Annotated in this window: 14 protein-coding genes and 2 pseudogenes; 5 read left to right on the forward strand and 11 right to left on the reverse strand. The window is 40.6% G+C overall.

Annotated features, from left to right (window positions below; genetic code table 11):
- The first annotated feature begins 257 nt into the window (after nt 1-257).
- Complete coding sequence (locus CWO13_RS00900) at nt 258-932, forward strand: glutathione S-transferase family protein (RefSeq protein WP_102460934.1); 675 nt, start codon at nt 258-260, stop codon at nt 930-932.
- 137 nt (nt 933-1,069) lie between these two features.
- On the opposite strand, the gene CWO13_RS00905 is transcribed toward CWO13_RS00900, so the two are convergent.
- Together CWO13_RS00905 and CWO13_RS00910 are read right to left on the reverse strand one after the other, a co-directional pair.
- The gene (locus CWO13_RS00905; RefSeq protein WP_108082380.1) at nt 1,070-1,573 is read right to left on the reverse strand and encodes a hypothetical protein; all 504 of its coding nucleotides are present in this window, start codon (nt 1,571-1,573) and stop codon (nt 1,070-1,072) included.
- Between the two features lie 62 nt (nt 1,574-1,635).
- Nucleotides 1,636-2,607, reverse strand: coding sequence for a hypothetical protein (locus tag CWO13_RS00910; protein ID WP_108082381.1), 972 nt, complete (start codon nt 2,605-2,607; stop codon nt 1,636-1,638).
- A 470-nt stretch (nt 2,608-3,077) separates the two neighbouring features.
- On the opposite strand from CWO13_RS00910, the gene CWO13_RS00915 reads away from it, so the two are divergent.
- On the forward strand, nt 3,078-3,401 hold the full coding sequence (locus CWO13_RS00915) for a hypothetical protein (protein ID WP_017105149.1): 324 nt from the start codon (nt 3,078-3,080) through the stop codon (nt 3,399-3,401).
- Nucleotides 3,402-3,617: 216 nt separating this feature from the next.
- Nucleotides 3,618-4,604 (forward strand): hypothetical protein, encoded by a 987-nt coding sequence (locus CWO13_RS00920; RefSeq protein WP_017105150.1) that lies wholly within the window; start codon nt 3,618-3,620, stop codon nt 4,602-4,604.
- Nucleotides 4,605-4,809: 205 nt separating this feature from the next.
- On the opposite strand, the pseudogene CWO13_RS00925 reads toward CWO13_RS00920, so the two are convergent.
- The 4 genes and pseudogenes from CWO13_RS00925 to CWO13_RS00940 all read right to left on the reverse strand — a co-directional run.
- Nucleotides 4,810-4,911, reverse strand: a pseudogene (locus tag CWO13_RS00925) (IS66 family insertion sequence element accessory protein TnpA); the annotation flags it as partial.
- Nucleotides 4,912-4,962: 51 nt separating this feature from the next.
- Nucleotides 4,963-5,133, reverse strand: a complete 171-nt coding sequence (locus CWO13_RS00930) for a BspA family leucine-rich repeat surface protein (RefSeq protein WP_258185065.1) — start codon at nt 5,131-5,133, stop codon at nt 4,963-4,965.
- A 529-nt stretch (nt 5,134-5,662) separates the two neighbouring features.
- Nucleotides 5,663-6,292 (reverse strand): LysE family translocator, encoded by a 630-nt coding sequence (locus CWO13_RS00935; RefSeq protein WP_017104804.1) that lies wholly within the window; start codon nt 6,290-6,292, stop codon nt 5,663-5,665.
- A gap of 75 nt (nt 6,293-6,367) precedes the next feature.
- Nucleotides 6,368-6,796, reverse strand: a complete 429-nt coding sequence (locus CWO13_RS00940) for an ester cyclase (RefSeq protein ID WP_017104805.1) — start codon at nt 6,794-6,796, stop codon at nt 6,368-6,370.
- A gap of 332 nt (nt 6,797-7,128) precedes the next feature.
- On the opposite strand from CWO13_RS00940, the pseudogene CWO13_RS23575 reads away from it, so the two are divergent.
- Nucleotides 7,129-7,266 (forward strand): annotated as a pseudogene (locus tag CWO13_RS23575) (transcriptional regulator); the annotation flags it as partial.
- Between the two features lie 140 nt (nt 7,267-7,406).
- Here CWO13_RS23575 and CWO13_RS00950 read toward each other — a convergent pair.
- The 4 genes from CWO13_RS00950 to CWO13_RS00965 all read right to left on the reverse strand — a co-directional run bounded on the left by CWO13_RS00950 (nt 7,407) and on the right by CWO13_RS00965 (nt 11,323).
- Complete coding sequence (locus tag CWO13_RS00950) at nt 7,407-8,450, reverse strand: GMP reductase (protein WP_060980457.1); 1,044 nt, start codon at nt 8,448-8,450, stop codon at nt 7,407-7,409.
- Nucleotides 8,451-9,306: 856 nt separating this feature from the next.
- A complete protein-coding gene (locus tag CWO13_RS00955; RefSeq protein WP_048606084.1) occupies nt 9,307-9,744 on the reverse strand; it encodes a PAS domain-containing protein in 438 nt (145 codons plus the stop codon).
- Between the two features lies 1 nt (nt 9,745).
- Nucleotides 9,746-10,750 carry a response regulator gene (locus CWO13_RS00960; protein ID WP_108082382.1) on the reverse strand — a complete coding sequence of 335 codons (1,005 nt, stop codon included), beginning with the start codon at nt 10,748-10,750 and terminating at the stop codon, nt 9,746-9,748.
- Nucleotides 10,751-11,077: 327 nt separating this feature from the next.
- The gene (locus tag CWO13_RS00965; protein ID WP_029223306.1) at nt 11,078-11,323 is read right to left on the reverse strand and encodes a hypothetical protein; all 246 of its coding nucleotides are present in this window, start codon (nt 11,321-11,323) and stop codon (nt 11,078-11,080) included.
- 212 nt (nt 11,324-11,535) lie between these two features.
- Between CWO13_RS00965 and CWO13_RS00970 the strand changes: the two genes are divergently transcribed.
- Complete coding sequence (locus CWO13_RS00970; RefSeq protein WP_102432982.1) at nt 11,536-11,973, forward strand: Spy/CpxP family protein refolding chaperone; 438 nt, start codon at nt 11,536-11,538, stop codon at nt 11,971-11,973.
- Nucleotides 11,974-12,110: 137 nt separating this feature from the next.
- On the opposite strand, the gene CWO13_RS00975 is transcribed toward CWO13_RS00970, so the two are convergent.
- Nucleotides 12,111-13,463 carry an MATE family efflux transporter gene (locus tag CWO13_RS00975; RefSeq protein ID WP_048659891.1) on the reverse strand — a complete coding sequence of 451 codons (1,353 nt, stop codon included), beginning with the start codon at nt 13,461-13,463 and terminating at the stop codon, nt 12,111-12,113.
- Between the last annotated feature and the right edge of the window lie 39 nt (nt 13,464-13,502).

Raw genomic sequence — 13,502 nt, forward strand, 5'->3', positions numbered from 1 at the left:
ATTCCACCGAAAACCACCCATCACAAACCCGAACTCCGCAGAAAACAACACGCCAAACAGCAACTTAAAGCTCATTTTTTCAACAACTTAAAATCCAACACACCGAATTGTTCGATGGTAATCCTCACTCAAATAACGAAGTTTTAAACACATAGACTTGGAATACGAATCAACAGATTTTCAAATAATTCAAAATCAATTATTGAACGATCGTTCAAGCGGTGCTTTAATGAATCACCAATACAAGGAGTTACCCCATGCTTAAGTTCTATTTTCACCAAACACCCAACCCAATGAAGATCGCTCTGTTTCTAGAAGAGACAGGTCTAGATTTTGAACTCTTTCCTGTTGATACCTTAAAGGGTGAGCAGCACACTCCGGAATATCGTTTGATTAACCCTAACGGTAAAACACCAGCCATTGAAGACGATGGGCAACGCGTGTTCGATTCTAATGCCATCCTTTTGTACCTATCAGAGAAGACTGGTGAGCTTGGGGGACAACCAGAAGACAGAGCTGAACTGCTCTCTTGGATGATGTTTATTGCGAGCGGCCTTGGCCCTTATTCTGGTCAATCGGTACACTTTCGTCATGCTGCGCCAACAGGCCTAGACTACGCTGTGAACCGTTACCTACGTGAAGCACAACGTCATTACGAAGTGTTAGAGAAGCATATGGAAGGTCGTGAATTTATCGTCGGAAATGAGTACACCATTGTCGATGTTGCTGCATGGGCTTGGATTGATAAAGCACCTTTCGTGCTTGGTGAAGAAGGCTTAGAACCTTACCCGAACTTGAAGCGCTGGTTTAACGCAATCAACACTCGCCCTGCTGCACTGCGTGCCCGCGAAACTGGTAAAGACGTTGAATTTAAAACAGAACGCGATGAAGAAGCGAAACGAGCACTGTTTCCTTCGAATTATGCGAAATAACTAAACGTAAAATAACTACGCGCAAAATAAACAAGCTGTACGCAATCTCTAAGTTAAACGAGTACAACTCAAACAACAAAAGAGCGACTAACATGCCGCTCTTTTGTTGTTCAATTCATATACGCTGCATGAGCTTACTATTCAGGTCTCGCCACAAAGTTAATCTCGCCAGAACCCGTTAAATACGGGTCTTTGATCTTACCGCTTATCTCATTCTCAGAAACAAAGTCAATCAACAATCGTGAAGCAAACTCGGAGTAGTACAAACTCTTAAATGTGCCATCAGTTAGTAAGATTGAGGCTGACGCTCGAGTACGACCGTCAACACTCAATCGGTAATAACGACCGCCGCTAAATGTTAATACCGCGTCTGGGTAAGAATCAATCTTCCATGACTTACTTTCTAAAAATGAAAACGTAGTTTGATTCATTTCAAAACCTTGAACCGCGTACTTTAGTTCACCATTAGAGTTAAGAAATACGATCTCTGGCCTACCGTTACCATTTAAATCGGCTAATTCGAACTGCTGAACATCTTCACCAGGGAGCAGTGCTTTAGGAGCTATATATGACATCTCATAAGCAGAAGCTTGAAGTGATATAAATGAAATTAAAGACGTCAATAAGACTCGTGCATTCATTGCTACTTTCCTTTATATATTAGTATTTTTTAAAAAATTCACGAACTGAAAAGTAAAAGCACTTACATACCAAGAAGGCTTTTCATGTCACCAGACATATTAAGCATCCAATATTCGCCATCGCTTTTAAGCGTAATAATTTCATATTGAGTAGTGATTCGGTCGCCGAACTGCTCTTTTTTCTCAACCGTAATATACTTTTGACCTTGGTAATCAAAGTCATTAATTACACTGAACGAAGATAATTGAGCAACATTGGAGCCTTGAGCAACCTTCCGAATATTCAAGAAAGTATTCATAAAGACTTTATCATCCATAATCGCGATATCTTCTCTGGTAACTCCAGAACCAAAGGCAATATTCGCAATATCAAGAACATTCTGATTTTCGTTTTGAAGACCTTCCATAATGATGGATTTGAGGTCTCTAATGACATCCGTATGATAAAAACTTGCAGACTGGTTAAAACCGACCTTAGTGATGAAATCAAAATACTGCTCAACAAACTCAACGGGATCTTGAGACAAAGATAGCTCCCCTTCAACCACGACATCGACGTTTTCAATCAACGCGAATACTGAACTGTAAGGCGTAAAGTTGATACGTTTGTCAACCAACCAATTCTTGTAAACCCACGATGATTCGTCCAGGCAATGCTGTGAAACTTCTGCCAACGGCACTCTGTCGCCAATAGTGGTATTGTGCGTTTTTTCACCTTGAGTGTTTATCGCATACGTGTAAACCAAAACACCAGATTGTGGATAACGCGCCTCTCCATCTATCTCACTAAACGTAGTGTTGATACACACTCTATCTATGCTATTTAGCGCTATTGGCAATAAGGCACTGGCTTCAGCCCTCTGTGTCAAATATCCCTCACTAAAATCGAAAAAATCAAAGCTAGGAGCTTGATACAGATTGGGTTCTTCAGTCAGTGTAGGGAGACCATGTTTTAAATTTGGACTAACCGTGTATGTTTCACTCGCAGCGTTCGCTGATAATAATAACATTGTTAATGGTGCGATATTTTTCATTATTTACTTCCTTTATTTTTGGCGAGAATATCTTTTATCCTGATAAAAAATTCAACCGTATAAACAGTAAAATAAGCAATAAAAAACTCATCTGTGATTACAATCAACTATATAAGCTTAATAAAATACAATTAAAACAATAAATAAACAAAACACTATAAGTTATAATTAACTATTGATAGTAGTAACTAAAGTTACAACTGTAGATATAAACCTCTATTTATCTCTTTCGCATTCTAATTAATTTAAATTAAAAATGGGATCATAAAATAAAATATTGATAAAAATAAAAAAACGATTACATTCACTTCCTGTACTAAATAAGCAATTACACAATATTATTATTAACATCACTTTAAAATACCTTATATCTCAAAGTTATTATTAGCTAACCGAAAATTTCACACCATAAGTGAAAGATAAAATCTATAACCTACGTGATTTCAACCTATCTTAAAGAGCCACTCCAAATGAAAAGCAAACTCGCATTATTAGCACTACTCTCGTTCAACACAGCTTCAGCCAACGACTTATTCTTATTTGAACAAGTCACCGCTTTCAAGTTAGGCGGTGAGCAACATAGCCTTAGTGGAATAGAAAAGCACACGCAGCAGAGAATTCGTATTGAGTGGCGAGAAAACCCTTACGAGAATTCACAGCGTTTAGATAGATGTATTACAACGTTCCAACAAGCAATGAACCAACCGGAACGTTATTACTTGCATGTTGAGCTCGCACAATCGACGTTCATAGGCTGTGAAATCGGAGTGAAGGAAAGCTTGTTAGCAAACTGATCCAGACAGATTTGATAGTCTACGATTAGTATTCGTTATTACTAATCGTGTCTAATCTCATTCAGGTTCAGCGTCCATGATTAGACACCGAACACCTGAATCGAGAATTCATTCATATTTGTGATATATGCAACTTAATTTATATAGATGTATTGCATACATACGGAAGACTAACTAACTTCGCATGCTCCACAAAAAACTGAAGGAATCATTTGCATGCGACGTTTATTACCACTCTTAACTGCCTCTATACCAGTCCTCTTTTCACCAACGTTATTTGCACAAAGCTACTATTCTGTAGCTAGTTGTGATCAGCTGGTGAACATATACAATGAAAAAAACAGACCACTGTACATCGATATTGTAGGTAATCTAGATTGTACAAGTTCTCCGACCTTAGTTGAGAGCCTATCGGGAGTAATCAATGGTAATGGTCATACCATCACGAACCTGAATTTCCAAAGTGAAAGAGGATATAAATTAACCAAGGCAAATTTAAATAACATCACATTTAAAAACACTTCTATCCATAATGAAAACAGCTTTGATCACTTGTTTGACATCGATGATCATTGGCGAAACGTCAAATTCATAGACATAGAAACCACAGGTGCACCATTCAACCAGCTGTTTTATTCACTTGATAACAAAGAGCTTACAGATGTCTCAATTGATCTTGTGGGGGTAAAATTGGCAGTTGTTAGAGATTTAGTCTCTTCACGTATTTCTCGATCTAGTATTAACAACCTAGAGCTTTTGAATGCATTTGTAAGCCGCCATTCGTCATCGCCGCTATCTCTGCTTAGTGGGAATGTATCCAGGTCAACCTTAACGAACGTTACACTAGCTGATATAACAGTTATCGGTGAGCCTACTGGGGATAATGGGAAAACCAGCATAGTAGATAAGATAGCTGACTCTGACATCAACGGGCTAACTCTAGAAAACGTTACATTCTCACGTTCAGAAGAAGATGCATTCTTTTATTATGAATCCGATAACAAAAGTACCTACACAAACATCTACCATAACCTGTTCGATGACACGACAAATATTGGGTTTATACCATTAGTCTCAAAACCTAAAGACGATCCACTTAACCGTACGATCAATTTCCAATCTATGAACCAACCAATGCAAGCTCCGGCAATGTGTACCCCATATTTACTTCAAGATAGTTACTTCGGTATTAAAGCTGAATAAACATAAAAGTGACTCATCCGTAAGTGGCCAGACTAAACTGGCCACTTCAAGCCTCCTTTGAACAACGTATCCTTGTTAACCTCAGTAACGAGATGGGAGAATAAACTTAGTCCTCTAACCGCTTTGTAGGACACTAATGAGATTAAGGGACGCTCCGATATATCGCTATCTAATGCACCTACGTGAAGGCGATACCTTTCTGGATATTGAGTTCATTGAGCTTACAAAATGCGAGTGTTGACAATGAACTCGATTCAGATTGCTCGATAAGCGTTTGCCATTCTTGATTAGTGTACCGTTTTTCCATTTCAAATCTCCTCATGGTTGGTGACTTGATCTTATTATTCGTGTTAGGCGATTAGAATGCGAGGTTTATGGAGCGCTTACGGTCAAAGCGCTTAACACCGAAGAACATGCGATTCATGTTGGTGACACGGGAAGTCTCCCAACTACTGATGTCCTGATCGAAGTATTTATAACTAGCAAGAAGGCCACTCATATCAATTACGTGAGTCGTGCAGAATTGAATATTGCCATTTAAGAAGTTTTACCAATAGTCTGAATTTCGAATGAGTGGACCATTGACGACTACAAACAACTCATCCTCTAGAACCATGAGGGTTCCTGGTTTGTTTGACTCATAGGCAACTGTTTTAGGCTCATTAGCCAAGGCTTAGCTACAACTGAGTAGCGCGCAGGCGGAAATAATCGAACGTAACTTCAGAGTTAACACTATGATTTTATAAAAATTAGCTCTAAGCCATACAGAAAGCTCACTGGCTATGGTCACTTTTTCCGATGAAGATTATCCCCAAATGTATAAATTGAACCCCTCACCTAAAAAAACCGCCCAACTAATAACAATCGAGTTACTAAGTAGCTTAACAAATCAATTCTATTAGGGATTAGTTTCTGTTTTTATCCCTTTATTCAACGTTCTAATCATAGAAATTTCATCATCTAGCACGTAGCTTTCAGGCTATCTAACAGGCACAAAAAAGCCACCGCAAGGGTGGCTATCTGAGATAGTAGCACTTCAAACTTGTACTAATTCTCAATTATCTCTGAGTTGAAATTGCCAAAGCTGCACCAGCACTGATAAATGTAGTTCCAAACACCTTTCCAATAATGCTCCCTGATACAAATTTTTTAGTCCCAGTTTTTAGCTTTTGACTTAAAAGAGAATATGAAAGCAAACATAAAAATGAACACATCATTAGAGTAATAACTAATATTAAAAATTGAATAAATAAAGGCTCTGAAGTATTAATGAACTGTGGAAAAAGTGCAGATGTAAATATAATAGCTTTTGGGTTTGTTAATGAAACCAGAAGTCCTTGAGAATAAAGGCTCCAAGCACTAAATTTTGTTTGGTATATGCTGTCGGCTGTCTTTAGGTTTACACCACTACGCCATAGCTTTATTCCCATATACAAAAGATATAACGCCCCAACTACTTTTATGATCGAAAAAGCTGTTGAAGAAACAATCACTAGCGCGCTTAATCCCAATATAGAGCAAGTAGACATAATAAAAAGTCCAGTCACATTACCCGCTGCGGTAATAAGAGCACGTAGAGCCCCGAACTCTAGACTATGCGTTGATATTAGCAATATCGCAGGACCAGGAATTGCTGCTGCAATAAATGCAATTGAGCAAAACGCTAACCAATTTTCAAAATTCATCATATTTCCTCATATAAAACTTATCTTCTATTAAGGGAAAAACAACGCCAAGCGTTACGAATCACTCTTAAATACTTGTTAGCTGAATTTCTTAAGGTTTTCTTCCAACTGCCCTCTTAAACCTTGATTCTCTTGCTGAATCCAATATTCCGCTATTTGGTTTTCACTGACTCGGTACACTGCGCTTCCTACTGTAGAAAGTTCTAAACCTGTAGGCTCATAACCATAAATGACTCCCTCATGGCGACCTTCTTGACGCCAACGTACGTAGACCTTCGCTCCTTGAACTAAAAACTCTTCTACTTTGAGGTCAAAATTACCGTAAGCCTCTAGAAACTCTTCGACGTGTTCACGATAGTTTTCAGGAGTTCTTTCAATTGCTTGTGAGACTCCAGATACAATTTGATGAGCGACAACTACTTGGGCTAGATACTTGTTAACTAAGTCTAGCTGTTTCCCCGACCTTACTTCCTCAATAAAACCTCTAACCACTTCTTCAACTGACATCAAATATTCCTTCTCTCCTGCTAACAGCTTTATTAGACAAAAAATTCTGCATTTACATACAGAATTTTTCTATCTAGTAATCTTATACAGGGAGAATACACACTGATATGCAATACGATCAATACCTTACTTTCGCTGATGATTGATCACTTCACAAAATACAGAATTTTTCTACATAGTCCGACAGCTATGGTTCATCTAGGTAAGTACGCCCATTTACTAATAGAAAAAGATGTCTCTAAAATGATAAAACTGTGTAAATCATCACCACAATTTAGTACCGTGGGCTTATCATTCCGATAAGTCTATGGTGTGATATAAGAGTAGTTTGCCCCGAATGTGGCCATTCCTTCGTAATGAACCTAGCCTTCACTCATACTCTTAGTCCATCGGACAAAACTACTTCTCAGTTAGTTTTTGAAATGATTAAAGCTCTTGCATCCGATCAGCGCCAAGAGCTAGTGAGATAGGCTCACTTCGCACCCACCCAACATGCTGTCCACACTATCAAAAACTTTCTTCCACCACTTTGTCGCGAATTAACGATTTCAAACAAAAAGAGCCGCTAAAAAGCGGCTCTTGATTTTCAAACTATTCGAACTCGTTCAGATTACTCTTTACCGAATACGTTGTTCTCTTGCTCTTGCACACGGATGAAAGTAGTACGCTTAGTTAGCTCTTTAAGCTTTGCTGCACCTACGTATGTACAAGTTGAACGTACACCACCAAGGATATCTGAAATTGTGTTGTGAACTGAACCACGGTATGGAAGTAAAACAGTTTTACCTTCCGCAGCACGGTACTTAGCAACACCACCTGAGTGCTTGTCCATAGCCGACTGAGACGACATTCCATAAAATTTCATGTATTGCTTACCGTCTTGCTCTACTACTTCACCGCCCGACTCAGAGTGACCTGCTAGCATGCCGCCTAGCATTACGAAGTCAGCACCGCCGCCAAACGCTTTAGATACGTCACCCGCACATGAACAGCCACCGTCACCGATGATCATGCCGCCAAGGCCGTGTGCTGCGTCGCCACACTCGATGATTGCAGAAAGTTGAGGGTAACCTACACCTGTTTTAACACGAGTAGTACAAACAGAACCAGGGCCGATACCAACCTTAACAATGTCTGCACCCGCTAAGATTAGCTCTTCAACCATGTCACCCGTTACAACGTTACCCGCAGAGATAACTTTGTTCGGGAATTCTGCACGTACTTTTTGTACGTACTCAACTAGGTGCTCTGAGTAGCCGTTAGCGATATCAATACAGATAAATACGAAGTCTTCGCTAAGCGCCATGATTTGCTTAGTCTTCTCAAACTCAGCTTCAGATGTACCTGTTGATACAAATACGTTGTTCAGTGTTTTCTTGTCTGCTGTTTTAGCAAACTCAGCCCACTGCTCTACTGTGTAGTGCTTGTGTACTGCCGTCATAACACCGTGCTCTGCTAGAGCAGCTGCCATTTCAAAGCTTGCTACCGAATCCATGTTCGCTGCAATTACTGGAGTACCAGACCATTGACGACCGCTATGCTTGAATGTAAAATCGCGGGTTAATTCAACTTGAGAACGGCTTTTAAGGGTAGAACGCTTCGGACGGAAGAGTACATCTTTGAAACCTAACTTAAGTTCTTGTTCGATACGCATAGTGTTTTCCTTGATTCATAAAATTATGTGTCTCTCGCGAAATGCGTAGTAAAACCGTTGGCAGACGAGTTTACTTTTCTTCGGACACAAAAAAACCGGAGCGTTGGCAGACGCTCCGGTTTTCAGCATTATAGGTCGTGATTTAGTAACAGCAAGTCTGATATTTCACTTTTTTTTGTGTTATCCTCTCAAAGATTCCATATCTGGTAAAACCTCCCTAGCTCGACCTTCTTACTAAATTCTTACTAAATTCTTACTAATTAATAACTTAGCGAACCAATCACGCAAACGTTGTCGGTTTATTGCGCAATCGTTTTCCTCTCTCTTTCACACAATATCGCCTTCATTAAGCAAATATGTGAAGAAAGTGCCTCGAGATCACATAAAAATCACACTTTTCTCCAACAAAAAAATGCCTTTTTTCTTAAATAAATTCGATTTTTTTCCAAATTATTTCTGTTTTCGTCCAAATTAGGCAAACTCATCGTGTTGCTGGTTAACCTCACCTAAGAGAAACACGCTTCAATGCACTCGATTTTGAAGGCAAGGTTCATTTGATTTCGACAATCCAAATCCCAGCCTTTATTAAAAGCCCCCTAAAAAGCCAAACTTTATAAACCACCAACAACCAAAATCATGCTTCTTTGGCGTCTGGTAGTTCATTCAATCTAGATTCTTGAGGAAGAAGGTTCTAAAAAAAAAGAGTTCGCTGAGCGAAAAGCAGAGTAAACATTGAAAATTTAGAGTGAGTAGATGAAAGAGATCGAAGCCTCTAAGGTCAATTGAAGAATAAAAAGCAAAAAAATGGCTAAGGTCGTTAACCTTAGCCATTTTTATTCACTCTTTAGGTTCAGTGCTAGTTCTTTTGAGAGACTAACGCTTCTGCAGTCGCATCTTGAATAGACAAAAATAGAGAGGTGACTTGGCCTGTTGGTGAACGCATCGGGTTTAGCGTGACGTTCTGATACATGAAATCAGCTTGCTGGGTTACTGGCCTCACGTTACGACACTTAAACAGATAAGGCCTTTGTTGCCATGTAATGAAGCTGCGACAGCCTAAGTCATAGACTGGCTTGGTTTTCAGCCTAAACCACTCTTCTGGGATTTCAGGGAATAACTCAAAGATCGACTTACCAATAGCATCATGCGATTGCTTACCGCTATGGTGAGTCATGAAGCCATTCCAGACTTGCACCTGAAAATCACGGTTAATGACCACCAGCCCCATGTCGACGTTTTGAACCATGTCCACCATCCAGTGGAACTGTTCAAATTCAGCAGGAAGATTCAGCATATTAAAACTCCTCCATTAGGTAGGCCAATTTGTTGTCTAGAAGCGGCAAAGACTCATCAACGAACATAAATAGAAGATCACAACGGATGGACGTGCCGTCTATGTTATAGCTGACTTCGAAAGTCATGGTCTTCTTAAATGAACCACTGGTATTTTCAATCACCGAATCAATCGAGATGTGTTGACCTAGCAATACAGGAGAACTCTGGAAGAAACGAACTTCTGATTGCTCCCCTAGTCCATTCAAGAATGAGCCAACGAGAATATTCGACACATCCATCAGTAGTTCTAACTCTTCAAGCTGTTCGCTTTCGGTTGGCACCTTCATGAGCTTCTTAAGATCGCTCACACTGGAATCACTCAACAAAACTAGTGCTTCACCTGCAATCCCTTCTCCGCTGAAGCCTTGGCAAACACCCGATACTTGGTCGTTGTCGGCTAGGTCACGAAGTGCCATGTGCAATTCACTCACTTCGAAGATGTTGACGTTCGGCAGCGGTAGGTGAACAAATACATTAAAGTGGCGCGCCAATGCATCGGCTGCACGGCCTATCGCTACGTTCGCGACTTCCATATAGATATCACGTCTGCGAAGTATTGGCAGTTCTAAAGCGGTTGGAGTAATGATTTGAGGTTGTTTTGGCGGCTCGACATGCTCACGCAAAATAGCTTTGAGCGCTTCTTTATCGATCGGCTTTTGCAAAAACGCTTTGGCGCCAAGCTCCATCACCTTCTGTTGTGCTTTTGGCTGTATGTCACCAGAAACAACGACAACAGGCGTGGTGTCACCTAAACGTCGCATCTCTTCCAATGTGCCATAGCCATCTAATTCCGGCATGGTGAGGTCGAGGAACATCAGTTTGAACTGGTTTTGAGCGAGCTCTTCAAGTGCATTAAGCCCATGAACAGCAAAAGTTATATCTGCATTTAGAGAACTAGGCAGTGATCGAGCCATCTGCTTCCTTGCTAATGCAGAATCATCACATATAAGAACTGGGAACGACATAAATGCACCACTAACAAATTTAAGCTAATTCGAACGAGTGTAACAGAACATTATGGTATCAGGTACGGGGTGAATGGATTTATGTGCAGATTATTAGTAAGAATGATGAAACAAGCAGGTAAGCTATTATCCGACATTATTCTTCATGAAAAACAATATGCTACAAAGGTAATAACCTTTCGTCATTATAGAGTAATAGCACTTTTTCATGGAACAACAGCGCTAATTTATGAAATGACAGCCTTAATAAGTGAGTTTATTAAGGCTCAATCTCGTCATGAATGTATCGGTTTTATATGCTCTATATAAAAGAGCGAATACAAAGGACTAAAACTGGTATGAAGGCCATAGGATCAGTAATGCGAAACGTATAACCACAGCAAACACCAACAAAGCAATGCCCAAACGGTACCATTTGTATTCTGCAATATTCATTGGGATACGCTTGTAGAACATCGTAATTACGCCTTTCCAATCGCTACTGCGTCTTCCGTACTGCATCATGCTCGTCAAAACAAACAGTGCGCCAAGCACTAGCATTCCTTTTTCAGCCCAGAACAATCCAACTTCCATTTGTGTATTCCTCGATAAAACGGTGAGCGACTTAAGTCATTCTAGTCACCTTTTAGCTCTGTTTCTGTAAGACCAAGGTCTAAGTCGTGCCGTGCTTAGATAAAGGTAACTAAATGAACGCAATGAACTCAGCAAATTTAACTGAACGACATGTTCATATCGAGTTCAGCTTACTCACCTATACTCATTTTTCCACTAACAGGAGAAACTCAATGAAATCACTGAAAAAGTCGTTTTGTGTATTAACTGCTTCAGCTTTACTCGTTACCGCTCCGTTTGTGAGTGCTTCAACACCACAACAACCGCCGCAGCCAGCGCTTAGCCCACTGCAAATGGTCATTGCTTCTTTGAATCTAACCGAAGAGCAACAAGCGGAAGTGTTCTCTCTTGTTGAAGATTATCAATCTGATAGAACAAAAATCGATATGGATAGTGCGATAGAACTTAAGAAAAAGCAGATCGCCTTAGTGACACAACCTGAGTTTGATGAAGCTGAGATGGAAAAGGTCATCGACACGGTTCAAGCAACCGAGAAGTCGATGGTAATGCAAGAAATGCGTCTTAAGAACAACATCTATAACGTGTTGACTGAAGAGCAGAAAGAGCAATTCAAAACCATGATGAAATCAGTGCTCTCTGGTGGAAAGTAGTCTGGCAATAAAGCTACCTTATAACCAATAGGTACTCCCTACATCCTGATATTGATTCATTCCCCCAAGGATCAATTTAGATAAACAAAAGCCGCAGTCATTGATGACTGCGGCTTTTTCGTTATCAACTAACTTAATTAAGAGTAAGCTGAACAATCTAAGTCTGGTGTCTTACTGCTCTTGTTTAGAACGACCATCAAATGGATCAGCAATAGAATACCTGTCACGCCTAAACCAACACCGATTCCACCCCAGATCCCTGCCAATTCGAATTTTGGCATCAAATACCAAGCTGCAGGTAGACCAAATACCCAGTAACCGATGGCAGTCATCACGGTTGGCATAGAGACAATCTTCATTCCTCTTAGCAGGTTAATCGCTAATAACTGCCAAGCATCGACAATGAAACACAACGCCACTACCCAGATAACAGAAGCCAATAGCGATGTCATTGCACCAGTGCCGTCATCTAATTTGAAGATAGAGGCAATCATTTCAGGCCATATGATGAACACAGCAGACAAGGCCACACTCAATACCGACACCAATATAAAACTTTGAATCGAGGTTCTTTTGATGCCTTCGTAGTTGCCTGCACCATAATCACGGCCTACTAAAATTGCGGCAGCTTGCGAGAAACCGAAGTTGAAGTTCCAAGTAAAGCTCAAGCATTGCAGTAATATTTGGTGCAGCGCCAGAGAAGCAATACTGATCGTGCCCGCCATTAAGGTGCCGCCGTATATCAAGCCATGCTCAAGTAACGCCGCCAAGCCGATAGGTAAACCCATTAGCAACAAAGGGCTCATCAGCTTGATGGAGTACTCTTCGGTATTTAGCCAAGGTGCGAACTGTTTGAACTCGTCACGTTTAAACACCCACACTGTGTATCCAACCATCACGATGAATGCCGCGATAGCCGTGCCTAAGCCTAAGCCTGTTAGTCCCATATCGAGCTGGAACGTGAGGAAGTAGCTCACTGGTACATTCAGAATCACTGTGATTATCGACATCACCAGAATCGAACGCACATTACCAAATGCACTGGTTAAGCCACGCAGCACCAACAAGATAAGCGAAGGCAACATCACCCACTTCAAAGCGTGCACATACTCCATGGCTAAAGTGATCACTTCTGGCGGTTGTTTGGCTGCTTCTAATACCAACGGAGCAAACCAGAAGCTCGCCATTAAGGTCACACTGAGTACGAACGCCAACATGGTTGCGCCTTTCACGGCCAATCTAATTTGAGTATTACCAAACTCTGGGCGTGCGACACGCTGACCATAAGCAATTGCGATCAGGTTTGCGACACAACCGACGGTGCTGCTCGCAATAATAAAGATGAAGAAGTAAATAGAGGCACCTAAGCCACCAGCCGCAAGGGCTGACACACTGATACGCGACATCATCCAAACATCAGTAAGGACTAAAGCCATGGATATCAGCTGTGAAATGATCAAAGGGAATGCAAGAGTGAGTATTTTTTTCATGAGCGCCTCAGTTAATTTCGCCCAAAATACGATCGATGG

The sequence above is a fragment of the Vibrio sp. ZF 223 genome (genome assembly GCF_003050585.1).
Classification (GTDB): Bacteria; Pseudomonadota; Gammaproteobacteria; order Enterobacterales; family Vibrionaceae; genus Vibrio; species Vibrio crassostreae.

Excerpts from the sequence above, each read along its gene's own strand:
- CWO13_RS00900 (WP_102460934.1), top strand. The coding sequence starts at position 258 with ATGCTTAAGTTCTATTTTCACCAAACACCCAACCCAATGAAGATCGCT.
- CWO13_RS00905 (WP_108082380.1), bottom strand. The coding sequence starts at position 1,573 with ATGAATGCACGAGTCTTATTGACGTCTTTAATTTCATTTATATCACTT.
- CWO13_RS00910 (WP_108082381.1), bottom strand. The coding sequence starts at position 2,607 with ATGAAAAATATCGCACCATTAACAATGTTATTATTATCAGCGAACGCT.
- CWO13_RS00915 (WP_017105149.1), top strand. The coding sequence starts at position 3,078 with ATGAAAAGCAAACTCGCATTATTAGCACTACTCTCGTTCAACACAGCT.
- CWO13_RS00920 (WP_017105150.1), top strand. The coding sequence starts at position 3,618 with ATGCGACGTTTATTACCACTCTTAACTGCCTCTATACCAGTCCTCTTT.
- CWO13_RS00935 (WP_017104804.1), bottom strand. The coding sequence starts at position 6,292 with ATGATGAATTTTGAAAATTGGTTAGCGTTTTGCTCAATTGCATTTATT.
- CWO13_RS00940 (WP_017104805.1), bottom strand. The coding sequence starts at position 6,796 with ATGTCAGTTGAAGAAGTGGTTAGAGGTTTTATTGAGGAAGTAAGGTCG.
- CWO13_RS00950 (WP_060980457.1), bottom strand. The coding sequence starts at position 8,450 with ATGCGTATCGAACAAGAACTTAAGTTAGGTTTCAAAGATGTACTCTTC.
- CWO13_RS00955 (WP_048606084.1), bottom strand. The coding sequence starts at position 9,744 with ATGCTGAATCTTCCTGCTGAATTTGAACAGTTCCACTGGATGGTGGAC.
- CWO13_RS00960 (WP_108082382.1), bottom strand. The coding sequence starts at position 10,750 with ATGTCGTTCCCAGTTCTTATATGTGATGATTCTGCATTAGCAAGGAAG.
- CWO13_RS00965 (WP_029223306.1), bottom strand. The coding sequence starts at position 11,323 with ATGGAAGTTGGATTGTTCTGGGCTGAAAAAGGAATGCTAGTGCTTGGC.
- CWO13_RS00970 (WP_102432982.1), top strand. The coding sequence starts at position 11,536 with ATGAAATCACTGAAAAAGTCGTTTTGTGTATTAACTGCTTCAGCTTTA.
- CWO13_RS00975 (WP_048659891.1), bottom strand. The coding sequence starts at position 13,463 with ATGAAAAAAATACTCACTCTTGCATTCCCTTTGATCATTTCACAGCTG.